Source organism: Mesorhizobium sp. B2-8-5 (genome assembly GCF_006440675.2).
Taxonomy (GTDB): domain Bacteria; phylum Pseudomonadota; class Alphaproteobacteria; order Rhizobiales; family Rhizobiaceae; genus Mesorhizobium.
Map to the genome: position 1 here is coordinate 6,335,888 of NZ_CP083951.1, position 26,490 is coordinate 6,362,377.

Annotated in this window: 24 protein-coding genes; 9 read left to right on the forward strand and 15 right to left on the reverse strand. The window is 64.5% G+C overall.

Annotated elements, in window-relative coordinates; translation table 11 throughout:
* Positions 1 to 78 precede the first annotated feature (78 nt).
* Complete coding sequence (locus FJ430_RS30995) at positions 79 to 825, forward strand: SDR family NAD(P)-dependent oxidoreductase (RefSeq protein WP_140654656.1); 747 nt, start codon at positions 79 to 81, stop codon at positions 823 to 825.
* Positions 826 to 846: 21 nt separating this feature from the next.
* Here the strand turns inward: FJ430_RS30995 and FJ430_RS31000 are convergent, their stop codons facing one another.
* The 7 genes from FJ430_RS31000 to cyoA are packed head-to-tail and all read right to left on the reverse strand — an operon-like array spanning position 847 to position 7,735.
* Positions 847 to 1,380, reverse strand: a complete 534-nt coding sequence (locus FJ430_RS31000; protein WP_181166827.1) for a response regulator transcription factor — start codon at positions 1,378 to 1,380, stop codon at positions 847 to 849.
* Positions 1,370 to 2,722, reverse strand: coding sequence for an ATP-binding protein (locus tag FJ430_RS31005; RefSeq protein WP_140706257.1), 1,353 nt, complete (start codon positions 2,720 to 2,722; stop codon positions 1,370 to 1,372). The genes FJ430_RS31000 and FJ430_RS31005 overlap by 11 nt, the downstream gene beginning before the upstream one ends.
* Positions 2,719 to 3,543: an SURF1 family protein gene (locus tag FJ430_RS31010; protein WP_413467815.1), complete on the reverse strand. Its 825-nt coding sequence runs from the start codon at positions 3,541 to 3,543 to the stop codon at positions 2,719 to 2,721. The genes FJ430_RS31005 and FJ430_RS31010 overlap by 4 nt, the downstream gene beginning before the upstream one ends.
* Positions 3,540 to 3,914, reverse strand: a complete 375-nt coding sequence (gene cyoD / locus FJ430_RS31015; protein WP_140643280.1) for a cytochrome o ubiquinol oxidase subunit IV — start codon at positions 3,912 to 3,914, stop codon at positions 3,540 to 3,542. Before cyoD ends, FJ430_RS31010 begins: the two co-directional genes overlap by 4 nt.
* Positions 3,911 to 4,537, reverse strand: coding sequence for a cytochrome o ubiquinol oxidase subunit III (gene cyoC / locus FJ430_RS31020; protein WP_140643283.1), 627 nt, complete (start codon positions 4,535 to 4,537; stop codon positions 3,911 to 3,913). The genes cyoD and cyoC overlap by 4 nt, the downstream gene beginning before the upstream one ends.
* Positions 4,538 to 4,546: 9 nt before the next feature.
* Positions 4,547 to 6,544 carry a cytochrome o ubiquinol oxidase subunit I gene (gene cyoB / locus FJ430_RS31025; protein ID WP_140706259.1) on the reverse strand — a complete coding sequence of 666 codons (1,998 nt, stop codon included), beginning with the start codon at positions 6,542 to 6,544 and terminating at the stop codon, positions 4,547 to 4,549.
* A 9-nt stretch (positions 6,545 to 6,553) separates the two neighbouring features.
* A complete protein-coding gene (cyoA, locus tag FJ430_RS31030) occupies positions 6,554 to 7,735 on the reverse strand; it encodes a ubiquinol oxidase subunit II (protein ID WP_140706261.1) in 1,182 nt (393 codons plus the stop codon).
* Positions 7,736 to 7,980: 245 nt separating this feature from the next.
* On the opposite strand from cyoA, the gene FJ430_RS31035 reads away from it, so the two are divergent.
* A complete protein-coding gene (locus FJ430_RS31035; protein WP_140643290.1) occupies positions 7,981 to 9,294 on the forward strand; it encodes an MFS transporter in 1,314 nt (437 codons plus the stop codon).
* 133 nt (positions 9,295 to 9,427) lie between these two features.
* Here FJ430_RS31035 and FJ430_RS31040 read toward each other — a convergent pair whose 3' ends face one another.
* Together FJ430_RS31040 and FJ430_RS31045 are read right to left on the reverse strand one after the other, a co-directional pair.
* Positions 9,428 to 10,447, reverse strand: a complete 1,020-nt coding sequence (locus FJ430_RS31040) for an NAD-dependent epimerase (protein WP_181175428.1) — start codon at positions 10,445 to 10,447, stop codon at positions 9,428 to 9,430.
* Positions 10,448 to 10,653: 206 nt separating this feature from the next.
* Positions 10,654 to 10,806, reverse strand: a complete 153-nt coding sequence (locus FJ430_RS31045) for a hypothetical protein (RefSeq protein ID WP_181166829.1) — start codon at positions 10,804 to 10,806, stop codon at positions 10,654 to 10,656.
* A gap of 377 nt (positions 10,807 to 11,183) precedes the next feature.
* Here FJ430_RS31045 and FJ430_RS31050 point away from each other — a divergent pair, with 377 nt between their 5' ends.
* Entirely contained in the window at positions 11,184 to 11,624 is a 441-nt protein-coding gene (locus FJ430_RS31050; RefSeq protein ID WP_140706263.1) for a hypothetical protein, read from the forward strand.
* Between the two features lie 41 nt (positions 11,625 to 11,665).
* Here FJ430_RS31050 and FJ430_RS31055 read toward each other — a convergent pair whose 3' ends face one another.
* Positions 11,666 to 12,808: an NAD(P)/FAD-dependent oxidoreductase gene (locus FJ430_RS31055; protein WP_140706265.1), complete on the reverse strand. Its 1,143-nt coding sequence runs from the start codon at positions 12,806 to 12,808 to the stop codon at positions 11,666 to 11,668.
* A 132-nt stretch (positions 12,809 to 12,940) separates the two neighbouring features.
* Complete coding sequence (locus tag FJ430_RS31060; protein WP_140647410.1) at positions 12,941 to 13,606, reverse strand: peroxiredoxin; 666 nt, start codon at positions 13,604 to 13,606, stop codon at positions 12,941 to 12,943.
* Positions 13,607 to 13,738: 132 nt separating this feature from the next.
* Here FJ430_RS31060 and FJ430_RS31065 point away from each other — a divergent pair, with 132 nt between their 5' ends.
* From FJ430_RS31065 to FJ430_RS31075, 3 genes are all read left to right on the forward strand, one after another.
* Positions 13,739 to 15,442, forward strand: coding sequence for a BTAD domain-containing putative transcriptional regulator (locus FJ430_RS31065; RefSeq protein WP_140647409.1), 1,704 nt, complete (start codon positions 13,739 to 13,741; stop codon positions 15,440 to 15,442).
* Positions 15,443 to 15,480: 38 nt separating this feature from the next.
* Positions 15,481 to 16,080: a hypothetical protein gene (locus tag FJ430_RS31070; protein WP_226892022.1), complete on the forward strand. Its 600-nt coding sequence runs from the start codon at positions 15,481 to 15,483 to the stop codon at positions 16,078 to 16,080.
* Between the two features lie 97 nt (positions 16,081 to 16,177).
* Positions 16,178 to 16,921, forward strand: coding sequence for a pseudouridine synthase (locus FJ430_RS31075; protein WP_140706267.1), 744 nt, complete (start codon positions 16,178 to 16,180; stop codon positions 16,919 to 16,921).
* Between the two features lie 264 nt (positions 16,922 to 17,185).
* Here FJ430_RS31075 and FJ430_RS31080 read toward each other — a convergent pair whose 3' ends face one another.
* Together FJ430_RS31080 and FJ430_RS31085 are read right to left on the reverse strand one after the other, a co-directional pair.
* Positions 17,186 to 17,767: a histidine phosphatase family protein gene (locus FJ430_RS31080; RefSeq protein ID WP_140706269.1), complete on the reverse strand. Its 582-nt coding sequence runs from the start codon at positions 17,765 to 17,767 to the stop codon at positions 17,186 to 17,188.
* Positions 17,768 to 17,892: 125 nt separating this feature from the next.
* Complete coding sequence (locus FJ430_RS31085) at positions 17,893 to 19,227, reverse strand: dicarboxylate/amino acid:cation symporter (protein ID WP_140706271.1); 1,335 nt, start codon at positions 19,225 to 19,227, stop codon at positions 17,893 to 17,895.
* A 237-nt stretch (positions 19,228 to 19,464) separates the two neighbouring features.
* Between FJ430_RS31085 and FJ430_RS31090 the strand changes: the two genes are divergently transcribed.
* The 3 genes from FJ430_RS31090 (at position 19,465) to FJ430_RS31100 (ending at position 23,283) form a co-directional block, all read left to right on the forward strand.
* A complete protein-coding gene (locus FJ430_RS31090) occupies positions 19,465 to 21,330 on the forward strand; it encodes a sensor histidine kinase (protein WP_140706273.1) in 1,866 nt (621 codons plus the stop codon).
* A complete protein-coding gene (locus FJ430_RS31095; protein WP_140706276.1) occupies positions 21,327 to 22,673 on the forward strand; it encodes a sigma-54-dependent transcriptional regulator in 1,347 nt (448 codons plus the stop codon). Before FJ430_RS31090 ends, FJ430_RS31095 begins: the two co-directional genes overlap by 4 nt.
* A 262-nt stretch (positions 22,674 to 22,935) precedes the next feature.
* Positions 22,936 to 23,283 carry a hypothetical protein gene (locus FJ430_RS31100; RefSeq protein WP_224608676.1) on the forward strand — a complete coding sequence of 116 codons (348 nt, stop codon included), beginning with the start codon at positions 22,936 to 22,938 and terminating at the stop codon, positions 23,281 to 23,283.
* Positions 23,284 to 23,287: 4 nt separating this feature from the next.
* On the opposite strand, the gene ggt is transcribed toward FJ430_RS31100, so the two are convergent.
* Positions 23,288 to 25,027 (reverse strand): gamma-glutamyltransferase, encoded by a 1,740-nt coding sequence (gene ggt, locus FJ430_RS31105; protein WP_140706278.1) that lies wholly within the window; start codon positions 25,025 to 25,027, stop codon positions 23,288 to 23,290.
* A gap of 98 nt (positions 25,028 to 25,125) precedes the next feature.
* A complete protein-coding gene (gene rhaI, locus FJ430_RS31110; protein ID WP_140706280.1) occupies positions 25,126 to 26,418 on the reverse strand; it encodes an L-rhamnose catabolism isomerase in 1,293 nt (430 codons plus the stop codon).
* Between the last annotated feature and the right edge of the window lie 72 nt (positions 26,419 to 26,490).

A 26,490-nucleotide genomic window follows, 5' to 3' on the forward strand; every position in this document is an offset into this window, starting at 1 on the left:
GGAGGTTCAGGCATTCCGGCTTGTTGCGACCGACTTCCGAAATATCCCCGATAAATCAGACTGGAGGAAACGCCCGATATGAACAGGATCGATCTGGACGGTCAGCACGCGGTGGTGACCGGCGGCGCCCAGGGCCTCGGCTTCGCCATGGCCAAGCGCTTCGTCGCCTCGGGCGCCACGGTCACGCTTTGGGATCTCGACGAGGCGCGCCTCGATGCCGCCAGACAGGAGCTCGGCAAGGCCGCCACGACGCTGGTGGTCGATATCGCCGACTGGGACGCGGTCGATGCAGCCCGCGCCAGGACCGAGGAGATCGCCGACAAGATCTCCATCGTGGTGAACTCCGCCGGCATCGCCGGCCCGGCGGCGCCGCTCGATGTCTATGACGTCGACGTCTGGAAGAAGATCATCGACATTAACGTCAACGGCACATTCTACGTCAACCGCGCCGTCGTGCCCGGCATGAAGGAGCGCAATTACGGCCGCATCGTCAACATCGCTTCGGTGGCCGGCAAGGAAGGCAACCCGAATGCCGCCGCCTATTCGGCCTCGAAGGCAGCTGTCATCGGCCTGACGAAGTCGCTCGGCAAGGAGCTGGCGCAATACGACATCGCCGTGAACTGCATTTCGCCGGCAACCGCGCAGACACGCATCCTCGACCAACTGACGCCCGAGCATATCGAATACATGCGCTCGCGCATTCCGCGCGGCCGCCTGCTCGAAGTCGACGAAGCCGCCGCGATGGTCGCGTGGCTGGTCTCGAAGGAAAACAGCTTCACCACCGCCTCGACATTCGACCTGTCGGGCGGGCGCACCACCTACTGAGCAATTCCAGGAAAAGTTGCGCTACTGCACCACGCGCTTCTCGAGCTTGCGGGCGAGCGTGCGCCGGTGCAGGCCGAGCCGGCGCGCGGTTTCGGAGATGTTGAAGCCGGTCTCAACCAGCGTTTCGTGGATGCGCTCCCATTCGAGGTTCTTGATCGAGGTGGGGCGGCTGGTGAGCGGCACCGAAACGTCGCCCTCGGCGCGGCCGAAGGCGGCTTCGATGTCATCGGTGTTGGCGGGCTTGGCCAGATAATGGCAGGCGCCGAGCTTGATCGCCTCGACAGCCGTGGCGATGCTGGCAAATCCCGTCAGCACGACGATCCGCATCGACGGATTGCGGGCGCTGAGCAGTTTGACGCATTCGAGACCCGATCCCGCTCCGAGCTTGAGATCGACGACGGCGTAGACCGGAACGGCCGTTTCCAGCGCGACGAGCAGCGCCTCGCGGTCGTGGCAGACCACGACATCGTAATCGCGCTTTTCGAAGGAACGCTTGAGCGTCCGCGCGAAGGTTGCGTCGTCCTCCACGACAAACAAGGATCGATCAGATGTCACGATCGTCTCCATCGGTCAGCGCCGCCAGCGGCAGCGAAAGGGTAACGCGGGCGCCCTCGGCCATGTTGCGCGCCGAAACGTCGCCGCCGAGCTTGCGCACCACATTGAACACCAGGAAGAGCCCCAGGCCGCCGCCTGGCCGCCCCTTGCTCGACATATAGGGCTGGCCGAGCGCGGCCAGAATATCCTTGTCGAAACCCGGTCCGCGATCCTCGACGGAGAGCACCAGCTTCCCATCCTGCCGCTCGGCAGTGATGCCGACCCAATCGTGCGATGCTTCCAGCGCATTGTCGAGCACATTGAAGATCACTTGCTTCAGCGCCGTGTCGGATACGATCTGCTCGTCCGGCTCGAAACCGTTGCTGTAATCCAGCTTGAAAGGCTGGCGGCTGGAACGCCACTCCTGCACGAGATCGTCGAGGAAGCGGCGGATCGTGGTGCGGATCGTGCCCTCGCCCCGCGCCTGGCCGGAGGACATGAGGATGCCCGTGACGATGCTTTTGCAGCGCTCGATCTGCGCCTGCATCTCGGCCACGTCCTCGGAAAGCTCGCGGTTGCGCTTGACGCCCTGCATCTGGCGCCAGTCGGACAGGATGACCGATATGGTCGAGAGCGGCGTACCGAGTTCGTGCGCGGCACCTGAGGCCAGCAGGCCCATGCGCACGATGTGGTCTTCCTCGGCCGAACGCTGGCGCAGGTCGGCGAGGTAGGCATCGCGTTCGCGCAGGTTGCGGTTGATGCGCGTCATGAAGATCACGATCAGGCCGGCCGCGAGCACGAAGCAGATGAACATACCGCGCAGATGCAGCGCCAGGAGGTCGCTGCCGCCATGATGCGGGATCGCGATCGGTTGGAAAACGAAAATGAGGAAGACGAAACAGGCCGAGGCGGCCACCACCAGGATCCAGGTCGACCATGGCGCCAGCAGTGCGGCACCGAGCGTGATCTGCAGCAGATAGAGCGACACGAACGGGTTCGAGGCGCCGCCGCTCAGGTAAAGCTGCGTCGTCAGCGCCGCCATGTCGAAGATCAGCGCGACGAAGAGCTGCGCGTTGGAGATGCGGCGATTGCCGCGCAGGGCGACCAGGCTGAAGATGTTGAGCCCGACGAGGAAAAGCACCACGCCGGCCATCTCGGTGAGCGGCAAAGGGATGGCGAACCAGTATTGCGTCACCAGGATGGTCAGCACCTGCCCCGCCACCGCCAGCCAGCGCAGCTGGATGAGCAGAAGCAGGTTCTTCCTGTTCGTGACGTCGGCGTTCGAGGCGGCGCCTCCCTGCCCGGCGACCGGAACCGTCAGGATCGGTTTGTCGCGATGAAAGCGCGCGATCGAGATGTTCATCTTGCCGCGTCTCGCTTCCGACGTCCGACGAAGATCGGCCTGGCGAGGGCGATCGCCAGCATCGCTGCCAGGGCAAACCAGGTCAAAGCATAGACCAGATGGCTGTTGCGGAAGGTGACGACGGTGAGCCCGCCGCGCGGCCAGCCAGCCGGCTTGGACGCTCCGGCATCGATGAAATACGGCGCGGCATCCGCCAGGCCGCGCGCCTTTGCGATGGCGTCGACGTCGCGCGAATACCAGCGATTGGCCGCCGGATCGTTGCTGCGCAGGAAACCGCCGCGCGGTTCGCTGATGCGCAGCAGCCCGTCGACCGTCGCCGTCGCGGCGAAACCGCCACCCTCCCGCTCGAACTCGGCCTTGCGTTCCTGCGGGATGAAGCCGCGGTTGACGAGGACCGTGAAACCGCGGTCGCCGCGCATCGGCGACAGCACCCAATAGCCGCCGCCAAGCTCGGTCACCGCCTGCACCAGCGTGTTGGCACCGCCCTCAAAGCGCCCGGTCAACCGCACATGGCGATATTCGTAGTCACGCGCGCTCAACCTGCTCCAGTCCCGCGGACCAGGCGCATCGACGACGGGAGCATGGATGCGTTGGTCGACGCGGGCGATCAGGTCGAGCTTCCAGACCCGCCTTTCCAATTGCCAAATCCCGAGCCCGAGAAACACCAGGACGCCGAGAAGCCCAGCCAGCGCAAGCAAGAATCGCGACGCGGAGCCCTTCGAGGTGGCATGAGAGCCAGTACTTGTCCGGCCGATCATGTCCTTTGCCTCGACTTTGGCCCTCTCCACACCCGACACACTCACGCCCGAAACGGGGCTCATGGCATCTCCCGCATCTCGTGGAGCCCGGGCATCATGTTGGCATTGAGGTGGTACATCACCCAGAGCGAGCCGCTGAGCACGATGACGACGAGGATCACCGTGAAAATGAGCGCCAGCATCGACCATCCGCCTTCCGAGGCGGGGTTCATATGCAGGAAGAAGACCATGTGCACCACGATCTGCACCACCGCGAAGGCCATGACGATGATGGCCGTGGCCTGCTTGTTGTCGATGGCTCCGCTCATGACCATCCAGAACGGGATGGCGGTGAGGATCACCGACAGGACGAAGCCGATCAGGTAGCCCTTCAGCGACCCGTGCGCGGCGCCGCCATGCGTGTGGTCGTGATCGGCATGATCATGCGCGCTCATCTGAGCATCCCCATCAGATAGACGAAGGTGAAGACGCCGATCCAGACGACGTCGAGGAAGTGCCAGAACATCGAGAGGCACATCAGCCGGCGGCGGTTGGCCTCGATGAGGCCGTATCTGGCGACCTGCACCATCAGCGTCGCCATCCACACGATGCCGAAGGTCACGTGCAGGCCGTGCGTGCCGACCAAGGTGAAGAAGGACGACAGGAAGGCGCTGCGCTGCGGCGTCGCGCCTTCATGGATCATGTGCGCGAATTCGGATAGCTCGATGGAGAGGAACGCCATGCCGAACAGCATGGTCACCACGAGCCAGGCTTGCGTCGCGCCGACGCGGCCCTTGTCCATGGTCAGCATGGCAAAGCCGTAGGTGATCGAGGACAAGAGCAGCATGGTGGTGTTGACCGCCACCAGGCCGAGGTCGAACAGATCCTTCGGCGCCGGACCGGCCGCGTAATTGCCGCCGAGCACGCCATAGGCCGCGAACAGCATGGCGAAGATCAGGCAGTCGCTCATCAGATAGAGCCAGAAGCCGAGCATGGTGCTGCCGCCTTCGGCGTGAGCATGCTCCTCTTCCAGGTGGAAGACCGGTGCGGTATCGGCCGTGATCGCCGTCGATGCCATGCTCGAACCCTAGCCCTGGGCGGCGAGGAGCGTCGTCCTCGTCTCTTCCGTTTGCGCGACCTCGGCAGCCGGGATGTCGAAGTCGCGGTGGTAGTTGAAGGTGTGGCCGATCGCGGTGGCGATGAGGCAGACGAAGCTCAGCGCCGCCAGCCACCACATGTACCAGATCAGGCCGAAGCCGAGCGCGACGCTGAAGACGGCGAGGATGAGGCCGGTGCCGGTGTTCTTCGGCATGTGGATCGGCTTGAAACCGGACAGCGGGCGCCGGTAGCCGGCCTTCTTCATGTCGAACCAGGCGTCGTTGTCGCGAATGACCGGCGTGAAGGCGAAGTTGTAGGCGGGCGGCGGCGAGGAGGTCGACCATTCGAGGGTGCGGCCATCCCAGGGATCGCCGGTGTGATCGGCCAGCGCTTCGCGCTTGCGGATGGAAACGAAGATCTGGACCAGGAAGGCGGCGATGCCGCAGGCGATCAGCACGGCGCCGAAGGCGGCGATGACGAACCATATCTGCAGCGAGGGATCGTCGAACACGCGCATGCGGCGCGTCACGCCCATCAGGCCGAGGATATAGAGCGGCATGAAGGCGAACCAGAAGCCGAGCACCCAGCACCAGAACGAGACCTTGCCCCAGAACGGATCGAGCTTGAAGCCGAAGGCCTTCGGCCACCAATAGGCGATGCCGGCGAACAGGCCGAACAGCACGCCGCCGATGATGACGTTGTGGAAATGCGCGATCAGGAACAGGCTGTTGTGCAGCACGAAGTCGGCCGGTGGCACGGCAAGCAGCACGCCGGTCATGCCGCCGACGGTGAAGGTGAGCATGAAGGCTACCGTCCACATCATCGGCAGTTCGAAGCGGATGCGGCCGCGATACATGGTGAACAGCCAATTGAATATCTTCGCCCCGGTCGGGATCGAGATGATCATCGTGGTGATGCCGAAGAAGGAATTGACGCTGGCGCCGGAACCCATGGTGAAGAAGTGGTGCAGCCAGACGAGATACGACAGGATGGTGATGACCACCGTGGCGTAGACCATGGAGGTGTAACCGAACAGGCGCTTGCCGGAGAAGGTCGAGGTGACCTCGGAGAAGACGCCGAACAACGGCAGGATGAGGATGTAGACCTCCGGGTGACCCCATATCCAGATGAGGTTCACATACATCATCGGGTTGCCGCCGAAGTCGTTGGTGAAGAAGTTGGTGCCGACATAGCGGTCGAGCGCGAGCAGCGTCAGCACCGCCGTCAGCACCGGGAAGGACGCCACGATCAGCACGTTGGTGCAGAGCGAGGTCCAGGTGAAGACGGGCATGCGCATCATCGTCATGCCGGGGGCGCGCATCTTGATGATGGTGCAGATCAGGTTGATGCCCGACAACGTCGTGCCGACGCCGGCGACCTGCAGCGCCCAGATGTAGTAATCGACGCCGACGTCGGGACTGTAGTTGATGCCCGAGAGCGGCGGATAGGCCAGCCAGCCGGTGCGGGCGAATTCGCCGACGAACAGCGAGGCCATGACCAGGATGGCGCCGCCGACCGTCATCCAGAAGCTGAAATTGTTGAGGAAGGGGAAGGAGACGTCGCGCGCGCCGATCTGCAGCGGCACGACGAAGTTCATCAGCCCGGTGACGAAAGGCATCGCCACGAAGAAGATCATGATCACGCCATGGGCGGTGAAGATTTGGTCGTAATGATGGGCGTTGAGATAGCCCTCGGAACCGTTGAAGGCGATGGCCTGCTGCAGGCGCATCATGATGGCGTCGGAAAAGCCGCGCAGCAGCATGACGAGGCCGAGCGCCATGTACATGACGCCGATCTTCTTGTGGTCCACGCTGGTGAACCACTCGCGCCACAAATAGCCCCAGAGCTTGAAATACGTGATGGCGCCAAGAACAGCGACACCGCCGAGCGCCACCACGATGAAGGTGCCGACGACGATCGGCTCGTGCAGCGGCAGCGACTCCAGAGTGAGGCGGCCGAAGATGAATTTGGTCAGCGTCTCAGGCATCCGCCATCCTCACAATTCGAAGCGCAGCAGGCCGAGCGACGGCGTCTCGGCGTCGGCGCGGCGGCTGCCTGCCCCTGGACTGAGCAGCCCCGCCCCGCGCAATGGCGAAAGATCGCGCACCGGCCAGTATTTCGCGTCGGCATCGCGGGCCGCGCGCGAGGCGGCGGCCGCTTCCTCCGCCGTGCAGATGCTTGCGACATAGGACGGATCGTTGCCGAACACCGCGCCACGCCGGGCAAGCTTGTCATATTGCAGCGGCAAGGTGTTGCGCACGCCGGCCAGGCCAAGGCCGCCCTTGGCGTCGATCGACATCATCTCGTTCATGCACATCTTGCCGCGCTCGACGCACAAATTGAGGATCGCGCCATAGAGGTCGGGATCGACGGAGGCATAGTGGCGGACCGGCTCGTTCTCGCTCGGACGCTCGAGCTCGAGATAGGTCTCGCGGCTGAGCGTAGCCTGCGCACCTTTGGTCTGCGTCACCCACTCACCGAAGGCCTGATCGGAGAGCCCGTGGAACGCAAAGCGCATGCCGGAGAAGCCGGCGCCGCTGTAATTGGCCGAAAAGCCGGTATAGGTGCCCGGACGGTTGATGACGGCGTGCAGCTTCGTCTCCATGGCGGGCATGGCGTAGATCTGCCCGGCAAGAGCTGGAATGTAGAAGGAGTTCATCACCGTCGAGGAGGTAATGCGGAAGTCGATCGGCTGGTTGACCGGCGCCGCCAGCTCGTTGACGGAGGCAATGCCGTAATCGGGATAGATGAAGAGCCATTTCCAATCCAGCGCGACGACCTCGACCTTGAGCGGCTTGTGGTTCTGGGTGACCGGCTGTCCTGGTTCGATCCGGTCGATGCGCCGGTAGGGATCGAGCAGATGCGTGCCGAGCCAGGTGAGCGCGCCCAGGCAGATGATGACGAGCAGGGGCGCCGCCCAGATCACCAGTTCCAGCTTGGTCGAATGGTCCCAGTCCGGCGTATAGGTCGCCGTGGTGCTGGATTGCCGGTAGCGCCAGGCAAACAGCACGGTCAGCGCCATGACGGGCACGATGATGAGCAGCATCAGCAGTGTCGAGACGACGAGCAGATCGCGCTGCTGCACTGCCACGTCGCCCGCGGGCACCAGCACGACCAGATCGCAGCCGCTTAGCAGCACCGCGAGCGGAAAAAGAAGCAAGGCTCCGGATCGTCTCATCAAACGCTGCCCTCGATGGCACTGCAGCAGGATCTCTGCAGGTTGCGATGCGATATGGACCAACGGCTACTGCCGCAGGCACGGCGACAACATTGGACAATTTGTCCAATGCCCAGTCGGTATGGCTTTCGCGAAAGTGTGCACGCATAATGGGATGACGACAACATCGCATCTGGATGACGACAACATCGCATCGGGACGACGACAATCGCGTTCCGAACTTGAGCTCGGTGGCGACGGAAACGATGGCTGAAACTTCGACTTCCGAAACGGACAGCAGGCTGATCGGCTCGCATCACGGCCAGGTCAGCGCGGGCGATATCGCGGTCGGCGTGATCATCGGCAGGACGTCGGAATTCTTCGATTTCTTCGTCTATGCGATCGCTTCCGTGATCGTGTTTCCCAAGCTTGTGTTCCCGACGCACGACCCGCTGGTCGGAACGCTCTACTCCTTCGCCATCTTCGCGCTGGCCTTCATCGCGCGCCCGTTCGGCACCGTGCTGTTCATGGCGATCGACCGCGCCTATGGCCGCGGCGCCAAGCTGACGATCGCGCTGTTCCTGCTCGGCACCTCGACGGTCGCCATGGCGTTCCTGCCCTCCTATGAGGATGTCGGCGCGGTCGCCGCATGGCTGCTGGCGCTCACCCGCTTCCTGCAGGGCCTGGCGCTCGGCGGGACATGGGACGGACTGCCCTCCCTCCTGGCTCTGAATGCGCCGCAGAACCGGCGCGGCATCTATGCGATGATCCCGCAGCTCGGCGCGCCGATCGGGCTCATCGTGGCAAGCTCGCTGTTTGCCTTCTTCGTCGCAAACCTCTCGGCCGACGACTTCTTTGCCTGGGGCTGGCGCTATCCCTTCTTCGTCGCCTTCGCCATCAACGTCGTGGCGCTGTTTGCCAGGCTGCGCATCGTGGTCACGCCCGAATTCTCGAAACTCTACGAGAGCGGCGACCTGCAGCCGACGCGCATCAGAGAGATGGTTCGGACTGAAGGACGCAACGTCGTGGTCGGCGCCTTCGCGCCGCTGGCGAGCTTTGCCCTGTTCCATATGGTGACGGTGTTCCCGCTATCGTGGGTGTTCCTGTTCACCAATGAGGGCCCGGAACGTTTCCTGGTCATCGAGGCGGTGAGCGCGCTGTTCGGCATCGCGGCCATCGTCGCATCGGGGCCGCTGGCCGACCGTGTCGGACGTCGTGCCTTGCTCGGCGGCGGCGCCGTCGCCATCGCCGCTTTCAGCGGCTTTGCCCCACAGCTTCTCAACGGCGGCACCGTCGGCGAGACGGTGTTCATGGTGCTCGGCTTCATCCTGCTGGGCTTGAGCTTCGGGCAGTCCTCGGGCGTCGTGGCATCGAGCTTCTCGCGCCAGCACCGCTATACCGGCTCGGCGGTGACATCGGATCTGGCCTGGATGTTCGGCGCCGGCTTCGCGCCGCTTGCCGCGCTGCTCCTGGCCGGCAATTTCGGCCTTATCGCCGCCGGCGCCTACCTGCTTTCGGGCGCCGCCTGCACGCTGATCGCGCTCTGGATCGACAGGCAAGCGTCCACGACCGACCGCTAAAGCGCGTCGCGCTGAAGCGGATTCAGGCGACGCGCTTTTAAGGCTTTGTTTTCATGCAGGTCGTTATCGCAAAACCGCTGCACACTTTTGCGCGACACGCATTAGTACATTGTCGCGGCGGGCAGGCGCCGAATCAGACCTGGTAGAAATCCCGGTACCATTCCACGAAGCGCGGGACGCCGATCTCGATCGGGATCCTGGGCTTGAAGCCGGTCACCTCTTCGAGCGAGGTGACATCGGCGAAGGTCGCCAGAACGTCGCCCGGCTGGAGCGGCATCATGTTGCGGATCGCCTTGCGCCCAAGCGCGTCTTCCAGCACGTCGATGAGCCGGCTGAGCTCGACGGGTGAACTGTCGCCGATGTTGTGGATCCTGAACGGCGCGGTGCTCGTCGCCGGGTCCGGCGCAGCGCTTTTCCAATCGGGGTTGGGTGTCGCGGGATGCCGCATGACGCGGACCACCCCCTCGACGATGTCGTCGATATAGGTGAAATCCCGCTGCATGTTGCCATGGTTGAAAACGTCGATCGGCTGGCCGGCGAGGATGGCCTTGGTGAAGATGAACAAGGCCATGTCGGGCCGTCCCCATGGACCGTAGACGGTGAAGAAACGCAAGCCCGTCGTCGGCAGCCCGAACAGATGGCTGTAGGTGTGGGCCATCAGCTCGTTCGCCTTTTTGCTGGCGGCATAGAGGCTGAGGGGATGGTCGGCGGAATCATGCACCGAGAACGGCATGCGCGTGCTACCGCCGTAGATCGAGCTCGACGAAGCGTAGACGAGATGGCCGACCGATGCCTGCCGGCACCCTTCCAGGATGTTGAGGAAGCCGTTGAGATTGCTTTGCGCATAGACGTGCGGATTGACCAGCGAATAGCGGACGCCCGCCTGTGCGGCGAGGTTGACGACGATCTCCGGCGCGACCGACGCAAAGACCCTCGAGATGCCATCGCGGTCGGCGAGATCGACATGCTCGAAACGAAAATTCGAGAACGCCTTCAGCCGCTCGAGCCGCGCCTGCTTCAGCGCGACGTCGTAATACTCGTTCATGGAGTCGAGGCCGACAACCTGCCGGCCTTCGGCAAGCAGCCTCTGGCAAAGGTGAAAACCTATGAAGCCGGCTGCGCCGGTGATCAGGATCGGCCTGCTCGACGTCAATGCATACCCCTAACGCTGTAGCCAGACCATTTACCGACCAATCGCCCGCGGACAGTCTGCGGATCAACGCAGCCCAGGCCGATCTTGGCGACAGGTTCGGGCACGCCTTGAATTCCTCAGGCTGGTCGAGACTTGCGCCTTTTATGGCAGGCCGGCGTCGAATTCAACGATACGCTGTCTTCTGCCATTTCCCAGGCAGCTCCCTGTCATCGCGCCGGCGGTAGAGCCAGCGGCTGCAGAGTCTTCAACATGGCGAGCAGCTGGCTCTGCTGATGGGTGCCGGTTTTCTGGAAGACGCGCTCGAGATAGGTGCGGGCGGATTTGACGGTGATGCCGCCCCGCGCGGCCGTTTCCGCCAAAGTGAGTCCGGCGGCAAGATCGGCTGCCAGCCGTGCCTCCGCCGGCGTCGAAGACCTGAGCGCTGGCCGAGTTCGACAGGCCGCTCGCCTTCTGGAGCACCGAGTTCCATCGCTCCGGGACGAAGGCCGCCTTGCATATGGTTTCGATCAGATCGATCATGGCCGCCATGGGAACGATGCGGGCCGGACGGGCCAGAAACCATCAGTATCCGACACAGGAAGCTCAATCTCAAGCCAACGCTTATATAGGGACGTGGACATGGGTCGGACCCGCCCGCGTGGAATGAGATTGCGCACACGGCCCCGATTGGGGATTTGCTTTTCTTGGTGATCCCCCTTCACTGGGGCAAACTGCCAGCGGGCTGTCAGGAGGAGAAATGAGAGCACGCGCGGCGACGGTCGGAGACCTGGAAGATGTCTTCCACGGCCTGTCCAAGCGAATGTCGGACGAGTATGTGGCGGCCGGCAAGGACAGCAAAAGTGCCTATGACAATCTGATGATGAACCTGAAGGAAGGCCGGGCGCATGCGCTCGTCCAGGACGACAGGACGGTGGCGATCATCGCCTGGCACGAGCATGCGGACGCCGCCGATACGCTCTTTGCCGCGCAGGAGGATTTCTTCAACGCCTCGACGGTCCGCTTCTGCAAGCGCCACATCCGCCATGTCCAGGCGCTCGCCGGCAACCTTCCCATACATTCGCGCAGCTGGCTGGACAGGCCCGACGTAGCGAAATGGTTCCGCGTGATCGGCTATGTCGACCGCGGGCGCGAGAACGGCGCCACCCTGTTCGAGCTGCCGCCGGCCGCCAATAGCTGAAAGGCCGCGAACGATGCCTGCGCCCGCCGCGGTCCCTCTCGTCAGAGGCCGAACCAGCGCGACCTCCTGCTCGCGCCGAACATCTCCTTGTCGGCACGGAGTGTGACCGAGGGCTCATAGTAGTTGCCGGTCGGCGAGGGCCCCGAGAAGAAGTCGACCTCGACCTTGCCGATGCGCCCGCCGCCAAACTCGATATAGCAGGTCCCGAACCCATCATAGAGGGTCCCACCGCCTCTGTGGCGCAACTTTGCGACGAGGGCGCTGGCCACCGCCCGCGCGGCGCCCTCGGCGAAGACGCCGGCCTTGGGCGTGCCGGTGTTAGCGCCGTCGCCGACGGCGTAGACATTCTCGTATTTCGTTTCGAGCGTACGCGGATTGACCGGAATCCAGCCGTTTTCAGACATGCCGCTTTCGAGCACGACCGGCGGCACCCGGTGCTTGGGCACGCCAAGGAAAAGCTCGAAAGGCATTTCCGAGCCGTCGTCGAGGACGGCCACGTTTCGCGTGTTGTCGACGGAGGCGACACGGCGCCCCGGGATGAATTTGATGCCGCGCTCGGCGAAGGCGGCAAGCAAGGCGAGCGAGGTGTCGGGCGAAGGCGGCACCGGGCTGCCCAACGGCAGCACCAGCGATATCTCGCAAGCCTCGCGCACGCCTTGCCGCACCAGATAGTCATGCAGCATCAGCACGCATTCGCTGGGTGCCGGCGGGCATTTGTAGGGCGCGCCGCAGACCCCCACCATCGCCCTGCCCTTCTTGAAACCTGGCAGCATGTGGCGCAGCCGTTCCGCGCCGGGCACCGAATAGAACTCGTTGGTTCCGGAAAGACCAGGCGTTGCGTCGAAATCATATTCGGCGCCAAGTGCCACGATCAGATGGTCGGCGTCGAACACGCCGTCATCGGTGACGACACGGCGGCTTTGCGGATCGATCGCTGTGATGGTGCGCTTCAGCATGCGCACGCCGGGCTTGGCGAAGCTGGCATAAGGCAGGCGAACCGCTTCCGGCTGCTTCAGGCCGAACATGACGTCGAGCTTGGAGAAGCCGAAAATGAAGTTATCGCTCTTGTCGATCAGGGTCACGTCGATGGCGTCGCCCATCGCTTCGGAAAGCAGCGTCGTGAGTTCAAGGCCGCCGAAGCCTGCCCCAAGGACGACGATGCGCGGTTTGTTTGCCGTGTTCATCTCAGTTCCCCACCCTGTCTCTGGCGCCAAGCGCCGGTTGATCTTCATTTCCTGAAGTGGCGGCGAGGACTCCATCTCCTCGCCGCCGATGCCCTTACCGCCAAGGCCTAGCGGGCTTGCCGCTTGCACTCGTCAGGTGAGGACGGGCTGCGGCACGATGCGAATGTAGGGCTTAGGTTCCTTCCAGCCCTGCGGATAGAGCTGCCTGGCCTCGTCGTTCGACACCGAGCCAGCGATGATGACGTCGTCGCCGGGCTTCCAGTTGACGGGGGTCGCCAGGCGGTGCTTGGCCGTCAGCTGCAGGGAGTCGATGACGCGCAGCACCTCATCGAAGTTGCGGCCAGTCGTCATCGGATAGGAAATGACCAGCTTGATCTTCTTGTCGGGGCCGATGACGTAGACATTGCGCACCGTCTGGTTGTCGGCTGCGGTGCGGCCGTCGGCCGTGTTGCCGGCCGAGGCCGGCAGCATGTCGTAAAGCTGGGAGACGGCCAGCGTCGGATCGCCGATCATCGGGAAGTTGGGGGCCGTCCCCTGCGTTTCGGCGATGTCCTTTGCCCAGCCTGCATGCTTCTCGACGGGGTCGACGGAGAGGCCGATGATTTTCACGCCGCGCTTGTCGAACTCGGGCTTCAGACGCGCCATGTAGCCGAGCTCGGTCGTGCAGACCGGCGTGTAGTCCTTCGGATGCGAGAAGAGGATGCCCCAATCCTTGCCCAGCCATTCATGGAAGGAAATCGGACCCTCGGTGGTGTCGGCCATGAAGTCGGGGGCGATGTCTGCGATACGGAGTGACATGGTTGTGTTCCTTTCCGGTTGGAATTCGATTGCGGCGCTAAATTAGGAAATCTATGTTCCGCCAGCGTTCCCCGACGACGGCCGCCCGGTGACGGCTTCGGCGGCGGTGCCCTTCTTCCGGACGGTGAATGCATGCGCGTTTCGATCCACCTCCTCGGCCGGTTCGCCGTCAGCGTCGATGACCGGGTGGTCCCGGCGGCCGAGTGGCGGCGCGACCGCGCCGCGGCTTTGGTCAAGCTGCTTGCCTTGCGGCCTGGACATCGCGCCCACCGCGAGCAGATCATGGAGACCTTCTGGCCAGACGCGGACCCCGACGCCGCCGGCGCCAGCCTGCGCAAGGCGGTCCATTTCGCACGCCGCGCGCTGGGCAGCCGCGACCTGATCGACGTGAGCAACGATATCGTGGCGCTCGCCCCGGATGTCGAACTGGCGATCGACACGGAGAGCTTCGAGACCGCCGCGAAGGCCGCCCTGCGAGGCGACGACAGCAAGGCCTTCGCACACGCCGCCGACCTCTACGGAGGCAGGCTCCTGCCCGACGATCTGTTCGTCGAATGGCTGGACGCCCCGCGCGCGCAACTGCAGCAGCGCTATAGCGACCTCCTGCGCGCCGGCAATCTCTGGCAGCGACTGATCGCGCTCGACCCGGCCGACGAGCAGGCGCAATGCGCGCTGATGCAGGTAGCACTCGATGCGGGCAACCGCGTGGAAGCGATCCGCCAATTCAATCAGCTTCGCGACAATCTGCATGCCGAACTCGGCGTCGGGCCGAGCGCCGCCACCATCGCGCTCTACGAGAAGGCCCTGGCGCTGTCCGGCACGGAGACCGTCAGCCCGGTGGAGCAGATACGCACGTCGCTCGCCTGGGGGCTGGTGCATCTGCAAAGCGGCGAATTCGACAAGGCAAGCGAAATCGCCCGGCGCACGCGTGACCTTGCACTCGGCGCCGACCTGCCGCGCGAGGTCGGCGAGTCCAGCGCCTTGCTGGGCATCGCATCGATGATGCAAGCCCGGTGGCCGCAACTGTTCCGGTCCGAATTCATCGAATGGGTCCGCGCCAAACCCGCCTTCGTTCAGCATGTGTTCGACGGTCATCTGTGCCTTTCCGAATTCTGTCTGTGCAGCGCGAAGGGCCATGCCGAGGTCGCCGGACTTGCGCGGGAATTGCTAACCGTGGCCGAAGAGGCCGGATCGAGCGCGGGCCGCGGTCTCGCTTGCCTCCTGCTTGGAGAGGCCTCGCTTTTCTCGGGCGATCTCGACGGCGCCGAAGGCTTCCTTGCTGCGGCGGAACAATTGCTTCAGGAAGCGGATGCCGTGGCAGGCCGCGTGCTTGCAATCGAGCGGCTGGCCGAGATCGCGCTGGAACGCGGCCAAAGGTGGCGAGCCGGCCGTCTCATCCGCCGCGGCCTGGCGGATGCGGAACGATCCTGGCTTTCCCCACACCTGATCATGCGCATGCAGGCATTGGCCGTACGCGCCGCCTCCACGCCCAAGATGGTAGCCGAGGAAATCCTCGCCGGCGACCGGCTGCTGATCCCCGGCGCCTGCCAGCCCTGTTCGATGGCGCTGCGCACCGCGTCGGCGATAGCCCTTGCAGAAGCCGGCGACCTGGAACAGGTCGATCGCCGCCTGAACGATGCCGAGCGCATCGCCGGCATGTGGCAAGGCGGCCCCTGGGCCGCGGCGCTCTGGGAGGCGCGCGGCGTGCAGCGGCGGGCGCAGAACAAGGAAATGCGCGCGCTGGCGGCCTTCGAGGAGGCGGCAGGCCGCTACGAGGAACTCGGGCGGCCACGCGACCAGGCCCGCTGCCTCGCACGAATGAACCCCGCCGGCTGATTGCCCGATTTTGGCTCGCGCGTAGCTCAGGGCTCCGCATGAAAGGCGTCTTCCCCGGCAACGGCGACTTGCACAGAGCATTGTTTGGCGGAATTGTAGTAAACGCAGCCGGGGCAAACCGGCATGCCGGATCGGTATGGCTGCTGGAAATCGGGATGCTGCGCGTCTGCCTGGCCCTTGTCGCCATCGCTGCCCTGACGAGACCGTCAGGGGCGGAGACACGCGCCTCCCATCTTTTCGATCGTCCCGAGCTGTCGGCGGCATATTCGGGCCAATCCGATCTCGTCACCGCGTACACGACCGGCATGGCGCGCTATCGGCTTCAATATTCGGGCCATACGGACCAGGCCGGTTTGGCCGCCCCGCTCGAGCCTCGGCTGCTGCGGCCTGAATTCCAACAACGGACATGGCGTTCCTCGGATGGCAGTCTGCTGCAGGGCTTTGCCGGCAAGGGTGGCTTCCGGCTGACCGCAGGCAACTGCGTGACCCGCATCTGCATGGCCAGCGAATGCAGCGAGGCCGGCTGGCCGCTTTATGCCTGCAGCGACGGGCACAAGCGCAAAATGTCGGTCAAAAGCTTCGTGACGGCAACATTCGACGGCATCTCCTACCGGCGGTTGAGCGCGCCGCAGGAGTGAAATCGGCGACCCGAACCGGGTAATGGAGCCGCTTGCGCCCATCTCGGCAGGCGTGGCATCGATTGCAGCGTTTTGAGCAAGTCCGAAGACAGAGACAGTGGCACGCCGACCCGACCGACGATCAGCAACCCCAAAGGTCAGCCTCGCCCGAGCGCTTTCCAAGCTTGGCTTCTGCTCGCGCACGCAGGCCGAGCGTTTCGTCGCCGAGGGGCGGGTACAGGTCGGCGGCAAGACGGTGCGCGATGCCTTGCTGCGCATCGATCCCGACCGCGACCGCATCACCGTCGACGGCGAGCGCGTCGTTGCCGAGCGCAAGGTCTATCTGATGCTCAACAAGCCGCGCGGGCTGGTCACGACCCGCGACGACCCCGAAGGCCGCGGCACCGTCTATGACTGCCTGGAAGGGCTCGACCTGCCCTTCGTGTCACCCGTTGGCCGCCTCGACAAGGCGAGCGAAGGGCTGCTTTTGATGAGCAACGACACGCGCTGGGCGAACGGTCTGCTCGACCCCGCCTCGCATGTCGCCAAGACCTATCACGTGCAGATCGCGGCCGTGCCCGAGGAAGCGATGCTGGAGCGCTTTCGCCAAGGGGCGGTCGTCGACGGCGCGTTGCTCACCGCAAGCTCGATCATGCTGTTGCGCAGCGGCGGGCGGACGGCGTGGCTGGAGATCGTGCTCGACGAGGGACGCAACCGGCAGATCCGCAGGCTGCTCGGCGCTTTCGACATCGAGGTGCTGCGGCTGATCAGGGTGGCGATCGGCGGATTGCAGCTCGGCGAGCTCGCCAAGGGCAAGGCGCGGCACCTCACGGCCGAAGAGTTGGCGATGCTTTCAGCGTAGGCCTCGACCCCAATGGCTGCGCCCGAACTTCGTCATCCACGGGTGAAGCGGACGCGTAGACCCGAGGATCCATTCCGTGACCTCGCCCGAAGGGCAAAAGCGGCGCAAGACAGAGGTCGTTTTGGACCGCCGCAACGCTTGTAGGTAACGGCATGGATTCCAGGGTCTGCGCCGCGTCGCTTCGCTCCTTGCTTCGCCCTGGAATGACGAAGCCGAGGGGTTTCGACCAGTCGCAAGAGGCACCTGGGCTGCTGCCCAACCGGACTACTTCTGGTTCCACCTCCGGATGACGGGCTCTTTCAGGTCGTGCTCGTAGCCCAGGATGCTGAGGCTGGCGGTATCGAGCACGAAGTGCTCGCCGCCTGCCGGCGGCAGGCCGACCCAGCGCGCCGCGAACACACGCAGGAAATGCGAGCTGGAGAAGATGAGCACATTACCGGCAACTGCGCGCATCCCGGCGATGATGGTATCGGCGCGGGCGCCGACATCGGCCGCCGTCTCGCCGCCCGGGCAGCCGTCGCGAAACAACTGCCAGCCGGGCCGCTTGGACAATATCTCCTTGGTAGTCACGCCTTCATAGGCGCCGTAATCCCATTCCTGCAGGTCCGGCTTCTTGACCGCGCGCTCGCCGAAGCCAGCGAGGCGGCAGGTGTCGAAAGCGCGCTGCGACGGGCTCGACCAGACGGCCTGGAAAGTCAGGCCCTTGAGCCGGTCGGCGACGCCGCGCGCGGCCTCCTCGCCTTTCGCGGTCAGGGGGATGTCGGTGCGGCCGGTATGCCTGCCCGAGAGACTCCACTCGGTCTCGCCATGACGGACAAGATAGATCTCGGGATACGCACTGCTCATCGACCGCCCTCTCGGCTGAATGTTTCGCCGGGAATCCGGCTCGCGCAGCCTATGCGGCGGCCGACAAAAAGAACAGGCCGCGGCGATTGCCGCGACCTGTTCGGCATCGGGAGGATGCTGGTTGGCTAGGCAGGCTGCAGGCCGCCCGACAACGCGAGGTCGGCTTCTTCCGACAACTGGCCGGCCATGGCGGCGGCGAACCTGGTCTGGTCGAGCTCACCTTCCCAGCGCGCCACGACGATGGTCGCGACCGCGTTGCCGACGAAGTTGGTGAGCGCGCGGCATTCCGACATGAAGCGGTCGACGCCGAGGATCAGCGCCATGCCGGCGACCGGCACGGAGGGCACTACCGAGAGCGTCGCGGCCAGTGTGATGAAGCCGGCGCCGGTGATGCCGGCGGCACCCTTCGAGCTCAGCATGGCGACGAGCAAGAGCAGGATCTGGTCGCCGAAGGTGAGCGGCGTGTCGGTCGCCTGGGCGATGAAAAGTGCTGCCAGCGTCATGTAGATGTTGGTGCCGTCGAGGTTGAAGGAATAGCCGGTCGGGATGACCAGGCCGACCACCGAGCGGTTGCAGCCGGCGCGCTCCATCTTGGCCATCAGACCGGGAAGTGCTGCTTCCGACGACGATGTGCCGAGCACCAGGAGCAATTCTTCCTTGATGTATCGGATCAGCGCCAGGATGGAGAAGCCGTTGTACCATGCCACAGTGCCGAGCACGACGAGCACGAAGAGCAGCGATGTCAGATAGAAGGTGCCGATCAGCATGGCGAGGTTGGCGATCGCGCCGATGCCGTATTTGCCGACGGTGAAGGCCATGGCGCCGAAGGCGCCGATGGGCGCCGCCTTCATCAGGATGGCGACGAGGCGGAAGACCGGCGAGGTCAGCGCCTGCAGGAAATCGACCACGGGGCGGCCGCGCTCGCCGACCAGCGCCAGCGCTATGCCGAACAGCACCGAGAAGAACAGGACCTGCAGGATGTCGCCCTGCGCGAAGGCGCCGGTGATGGTGTCGGGGATGATGTTCATCAGGAAGCCGACGATGGAAGAGTCATGCGCCTTCTCGGTGAAGGTCGCCACCTTCGAAGGGTCGAGGGTCGCGGGATTGATGTGCATGCCGGCGCCGGGCTGGATGACGTTCGACACGACCAGGCCGACGACGAGCGCCAATGTCGAGAAGACGAGGAAATAGATCATCGCCTTGCCGGCGACGCGGCCGACCTTGTGCAGGTCGGAGACACCGGCAATGCCGGTCGCCACGGTGAGGAAGATCACCGGCGCGATCACCATCTTGACCAGCTTGATGAAGGCGTCGCCAAGCGGTTTCAGCGATGCGCCCAGGTCGGGGTAGAAATGGCCAAGCAGGATACCGGCGGCAATCGCCACCAGGACCTGCACATAGAGATGCCGGTAAAAGGGAACCTTGCCGCGCGGTTCGGCGGCAGCGATTGCTGTCTGCATGATGTCCTCCGTTCGGCCCCCGATCGAGACGTTCGACCTCCCAGGGGGCTGTTGACCTCCACAGCCTCGCGGCTGCTGCGGATGCATTTGCAACCCGCGTGCCAGATGATGTCCGGAATCTCGCTCTGTTGATTTTGTTGGATTTTTCGATCCGGCGACAAGCGTGTTGGAGAACACTAGTGCGGCTATCCGCATAGGTTGAATTGCGCTTTGTGCGAAATCATGCACAGATGCGGCATGCTGCAACGCCCGGCCGCTGCCCTCGCCTCAACGCCCGAACTGCTTGCCGGGCGGGCACGGCGCACCTGGCTGCTGTTTACGGCGGTGGCGCTGCTGATCGTGCTCGCGGCGCTCTACGGCGCCGGGCTTTATGGTCGCTCGGCCGAGATCGAGGCTCTGACCGCGCAAGGGCGCACGGACGCCAACCTCAAAGTCGCGCTGCTGCGCGCGGTGCTGGAAAATCCGCGCGCGCTGCCGCTGCTCCTGTCGGAAGACCAGCAGGTGCATGATGCGCTGGCCGAGCGCAACCCCGCATCGATCGACGTGCTCAACCGCAAGCTCGAAGGGCTGGTCTCGGGCACCAAGGCCTCGGTGCTCTATGTCACCGGCACGGACGGCCTGGCGATCGCCTCCAGCAATTGGCGCGAGCCGGTGAGCTTCGTCGGAAACGACTATGGTTTTCGCGCCTATTTCTCGGGCGCGATGGAAACCGGCACGGCCGAATATTTCGCGCTCGGCAATGTCAGCAAACGTCCGGGCCTCTACATCTCGCGCCGCGTCGACGGCGCTGCGGGGCCGCTCGGCGTCGTCGTGGTCAAGATGGAGTTCGACCAGCTCGAGTCCGACTGGCGCGAGGCGAACCGCCCGGCCTATGTCAGCGATGCGCATGGCGTGGTGCTGATCACGAGCGTGCCCTCCTGGCGTTTCATGACGACGGCGCCGCTGGCCGCTCCGGTTACGGCCGACATCCGCGCCAGCCAGCAATTCGGCGATGCGCCGCTGGTGCCCTTGCCGATCACGAAACCGCAACCGCTCAGCCCCGATGTCGCGCTCGTCCAGGCCATCACGCCCGGCGGCAGCGATGCGGAATATCTGCGGCTTTCCACCGCCGTGCCGTCGACACCCTGGCGCCTCGACTATCTCCTTCCTGCCGAAGCAGCGGTCGCGGCGGCGCAGCGCGAGATGCGGCTCCTGGCGCTCGGTGTCCTCGTGCCGCTCATTGCCTTTGCCGCCTATCTGTTGTGGCGCCGGCAATCCGGCCAGATGCGGATTGCCGCCGAACAGGCCGCGCGCGCCGAGCTCGAGCGCCGGGTCGTCGAGCGCACGCAGGATCTGAGTCTGGCGCGCGACCGGCTGCAAGCCGAGATCGCGGACCATCGCAGCACAGAAGCCAGGCTGCAGGTGATGCAGCAGGAACTGGTGCAGGCCAACCGGCTTGCCACGCTTGGCCAGGTCGCCGCCGGGGTCGCGCATGAGATCAACCAGCCGGTGGCGACGATCCGCGCCTATGCCGACAATGCGCGCGTCTTCCTCGAACGCAAGCAGAGCACCTCAGCCGAGGAGAACCTTGGTGCCATCGCCGCGCTGACCGAGCGGATCGGTTCCATCACCGAAGAGCTGAAAGCTTTCGCCCGCAAGGGCCGCACCGCCGCCGAGCCGGTGGAACTGCGCGGCGTGATCGAAGGCGCCGTCGTGCTGCTCAGGAGCCGCTTCGCCGGCCGGCTGGATGCGCTGGCGATCACGCTGCCGCCGCCGGCGCTGAAGGTTATGGGCAACCGGCTGCGGCTGGAGCAGGTGCTGATCAACCTTTTCCAGAACGCGCTGGAGGCACTCGATGGCCGCGACGACGCGAAAGTCGAGGTTTCGGCGGCCGAGATCGGCGATGACGTCGCGCTCATGGTCTCGGACAACGGCCCGGGCATTCCGCCCGCGATCCTGAAGTCGCTGTTCACGCCCTTCAACACCTCCAAGGAAAAAGGCCTGGGGCTCGGGCTCGTCATTTCCAAGGACATCGTCACCGACTATGGCGGGCGCATCGAGGTCTCGAGCAGCGGCCAGGGAACACGCTTCACCATCCATCTGTCGAAAGCCGGCGCTGCATGACGAAGCACGATCCAGCCCCGGTGATCCTGATCGATGACGACAGCGATCTGCTCAAGGCGACAAGACAGACGCTGGAGCTTGCCGGCTTTGCGGTGTCGGCCCATTCGGTGGCAAGCGAAGCGCTGGCGACGCTCGACAGGAATTTCGCCGGCGTGGTGGTGTCGGATATCCGCATGCCGGAGATCGACGGGCTGCAGCTTTTCGATCGCGTGCTGCTACTCGACCCCGATATCCCCGTCATCCTGGTCACCGGCCATGGCGATATCGCGATGGCCGTGAAGGCGATCAAGGACGGCGCCTACGACTTCATCACTAAGCCTTTCGCCGCCGACAGGCTGGCGCAGAGCGTTGCCCGGGCCGCTGAAAAACGCCGCCTGGTGATGGAAAACCGCGCCTTGCGCCAGGCGGCCGAGCAGGCGCAGGAAGGATTGCCGCTGATCGGCCAGACGCCGGCCATGGAGCGGCTGCGCCGGACATTGCGGCAGATCGCCGACACCGATGTCGACGTTCTGGTGACCGGCGAGACCGGTTCGGGCAAGGAGGTGGTGGCGAGCCTGCTGCATCGCTGGAGCCGCCGCGCCAAGGGCAATTTCGTCGCGTTGAACTGCGGCACGCTGCCGGAGACGGTCATCGAAAGCGAGTTGTTCGGACACGAGGCCGGCGCCTTCACCGGCGCGCAGAAGAAGCGCGTTGGCCGCATCGAGCATTCGAGCGGCGGCACGCTGTTCCTCGACGAGATCGAGAGCATGCCGGCCTCGACGCAGGTGCAGATGCTGCGCGTCTTGGAAATGCGCGAGGTGACGCCGCTCGGTACCAATGAGGTGCGCCCGGTCGACCTGCGCGTCGTTGCCGCCGCCAAGGTCGATCTCGGCGACGCCGGCCAGCGCGGCAATTTCCGCGAGGATCTCTACTACCGGCTCAATGTGGTGACGCTTTCGATCCCGCCGCTGCGCGAAAGGCGGGACGACGTGCCGCTGTTGTTCGGCTACTTCGCCGATCGCGCCGCCGCCCGTTTCCGGCGCGCCGTGCCGGCGATCTCCGCCGCGGTTCAGCGCCATCTCGGCGAACATGACTGGCCCGGCAATGTGCGCGAACTCGCCCACTTCGCCGAACGCTTCGTGCTCGGGCTGGACGACGTTGCCGCAGCGTCTTCCCCGGCGGCAACGGAGATCGGCACCTTGCCGGAACGGCTCGATCGTTACGAAGCCGAAATTATCCGCGAGACACTTGGTCGCAATGACGGCGACGTCCGCCGCACCATCGAGGCGCTCGGCATTCCGCGCAAGACCTTCTACGACAAGCTGCAGCGGCACGGCATCGTGCGCAGCGATTTTTCCAGGTAGATCAATTAATGCATGTCGCGCAAAAGTGTGCAGCGGTTTTGCGATAACGACATGCATGAAAACAAAGCCTTAAAAGCGCGTCGCCTGAATCCGCTTCAGCGCGACGCGCTTTAGGTGGAACCGCAACGCCGCTACCTCGTTGAAACCGACCGGGAAACCGTGGCGCTCGGGCATCAGCGGGGCGGCGACGCATCGCCGTGCCGGCTTTGCCGGGTTGCACTCGGCAGGCGTTGATGGTTTGTTGCCGCTCAGCGGAGAACGAATGATGCGCGAATCCCTCGGTCAAGACGAATATGGCTCGACCAGCCCCTTCGACCCTGACGACCTGCCCAATCTCAATGCGATGGGGCCGGCGATGGGTGGCGGCAATGATTTCGAGAAATACGCGGTCGCCGTCATAATCGTCTTCGGCGCGCTGATCATCGGCGGCCTGATGGCCGCCTCCATGTCCTTCGGCCACCGCAACGGCTTCCTGTTCGCGCTTGGCGGCGCCACGGCGGCCTGGATCTCGGGCAATGCGCTGCTGCTCGACCGGCCGCGCATCTATGCCCTCTTCGTCGCTATCGCCGCCGTGATGCTGATCGCCTCGACCATCACGCTGGTCACCTGATCAATTAATATCCCAGCGCCTCACCGGCGGCAGCGCGGCTGTCGATGGCGCCGTTGTAGCGCGCGCCGCCGCCCTTCTCGATCTCGCTGAGGCTCTTGCCGCCGACCAGAATGCCGGCGGCTTGTCCCCAGGTCTCGTCGCTCAAGTCCAGATGGTAGCCCATGCCGGCAAGCAGCTTCTCCGTGTCCGGCGAAAGCCCGAACGGTTCGACATAGATGGTGTCCGGCAGCCATTGATGATGGATGCGCGGCGCGTCGATCGCCTGCTGGATGTCCATGCCGTGGTCGATGACGTTGACGATCGCCTCGAGCGTGATGGTGATGATGCGCGAACCGCCCGGACTGCCGATGACCATGAACGGCTTGCCGTCTTTGGTCACGATGGTCGGGCTCATCGAGGATAAAGGCGTCTTCTTCGGTTGGATGGCATTCGCCTCGCCCTGGACCAGGCCGTAGAGGTTCGGCACGCCGGGCTTCTGCGTGAAATCATCCATCTCGTTGTTGAGCAGGATGCCGGTGCCGTCGGCGACGACCCCGGCGCCGAAGGAGCCGTTCAGCGTATAGGTGACGGCGACCGCATTGCCGTCATTGTCGATGATCGAATAGTGAGTGGTTTCCTTCGACTCGCCGAAACCCTTGGGCATCAGGCCCTTCGACACGCCGGCGCGGAACGGATCGATCTTGTCGCGGATGTCTTTTGCATAGTTCTTGTCGAGCAGCTTCGAGACCGGATTGTCGACGAAATCAGGATCGCCCAGCGCCGAGTTGCGGTCGACATAGGCATGGCGCATGGCCTCGACCATGACATGGACCGTCTCGGCGGAGCCCGGGCCGAGATAGGAGAGCGGGTAGAATTCGAGCACGTTGAGGATTTCGCAAATAATGACGCCGCCCGAACTCGGCGGCGGCGAGGAGATGATCTCGTAGCCGCGATAGGAGCAGGTCACCGGCTTCAGCTCGCGCACGGCATATTGCTCGAAATCGCCCTTGGCGAGGATGCCGCCCTTGGCGCCGCTCGCCTTGACGATGGCGTCCGCAATAGCGCCCTTGTAGAAGGCGTCCGGCCCCTTTTCCGAGATCGCCGACAGCGAGGCGGCGAGGTCCGGCTGAACGAGCCTCTCGCCGATGCCATAAGGCTTGCCATCCGGTTTCAGGAAGACCGCGGCGGCCGCGGGGTCCTTTGCCAGACGATCGGCGCCGTCTGCGAACGACGCGGCATCGCCCTGGTTGAGCACGAAGCCGTCCTTGGCGTAGGCAATGGCCGGCGCCATCAGATCCTGCCTGGTGAGCGTGCCGTATTTCTCGCGCGCCATCTCGAAGCCGGCGACCGAGCCCGGCACGCCGACCGCCAGGTAGCCGTCGAGGCTGGCGCCTTTCACCGGATTGCCGTCCTTGTCGAGATACATGGTCTTGGTCGCGGCGAGCGGCGCGCGCTCGCGGAAATCGAGGAAGGTCGTGCGGCCGTCCTTCATGCGCACGGTCATAAACCCGCCGCCGCCGATGTTGCCGGCATTGGGATAGACGACGGCGAGCGCATAGCCGACGGCAACAGCGGCATCGACCGCATTGCCGCCCTTTTTCAGCACGTCGACGCCGATCTCGGTCGCCAGATGCTGGGCCGTCACCACCATGCCGTGCTCGCCCTTGGCCGGTTGCGGCGAGGCGGCAAGGACGATGGTCGGCGGCGCGAGGGCAATTGCGAGCGAAAGGGTGACGCCGATCAGCGTCCGACGGGTCAAGGGCATGGCGGTGCTCCTGGCGTTGGGGACGCCTAGGAAAGACCCTGCCGGCGGACCTGTCCACCGCCAATGGCGCTGGACCAGATCAATCCGATATCTGCCTGTCAGACGATGCCGCCGCCACCGCCGGCGACTGTCGGCCGCTCGGCCGCGACTTTGGCCCGGTAGCCGGCCTCGCGATAGGCCGCGACCGGATCGATCGCGCCGCCAATGCGCAGTCTGGCCATCGCCAAGATCGGCTCGACATCGGTGCGGTAGGCGCTTTTAAGTGTCTGCGTCGCCATCAGCGCGTCGTTCTCCTCCTGGAAGCCATCCAGCGCCTTGCGGTCGACCAGCAGCGCCTGCGCATAGGCGCGCTGCACCTCGACCGCCGACAGCATCAGACTCTCGATCGGATCGGTGACGTTGTGGCTCTGGTCGAGCATATGCGCGGGATCGAAGCCCTTGGCACCGGCGAGCTCCGCATCGACCAGTTCGTTGAAGACAAGGAACAGGCGGTAGGGGTCGATCGAGCCGGCGTCGAGATCGTCGTCGCCATATTTGGAATCGTTGAAGTGGAAGCCGCCCAGCTTGCCGAACTGGATCAGCCGCGACACGATCATCTCAATGTTGACGTTGGGCGCATGGTGGCCGAGATCGACCAGGCAGAAGGCCTTGTCGCCGAGCTCCTTGGCGATGATGTAGTTGGTGCCCCAGTCCTGCACGACCGTCGAATAGAAGGCCGGCTCATACATTTTGTGCTCGGTGAACAGCCGCCAGTCGTCCGGCAGGCCGGCATAAATCTCGCGCATGGCGTCGAGATAGCGCTCGAACGCCTTGGCGAAATTGACCTGGCCGGGGAAATTCGAGCCGTCGCCGATCCATACCGTCAGCGCCTTGGAGCCGAGCGTCCTGCCGATCTCGATGCATTCGAGATTGTGCTCGACCGCCTGGCGGCGCGTGCCGGCATCGGCATGCGAGAGCGAGCCGAATTTGTAGGAAAGCTTCTGGTCCTTCGCGTCGGAGAAGGTGTTGGAATTCATCGCGTCGAAGCCGAGGCCGAAGCGGGACGCCGCCTGCTTCAGCCGGTTCGCATCGGCTTTGTCCCACGGAATGTGCAGCGAGACGGTCGGCGTCGCCTGCGTCAGCTGGCTGATGACGGCGCAGTCCTCGATCTTGTCGAAGATGTCGCGCGGCTCGCCGGCACCCGGAAAGCGGGCGAAGCGCGTGCCGCCGGTGCCGACGCCCCAGGACGGGATAGCCACGCCGAATTTCTCGACCTTGTCGCGGATCGCGTCGATGGCGATGCCGCGCCGGTCGAGGCGCTCGCCGAGCGAGGCGTAATCGCGCTCGAGGTCGGGTTTGCGCGCGGCGTTGCTTTTTTCGACGACATCAGTCGAGATTATCGTTTCGGACACTGCACTTCCTCCCAAAACGTGTTCGGCCGGCGCTGCCCCTCATCCGCCTGCCGGCACCTTCTCCCCGTTGAA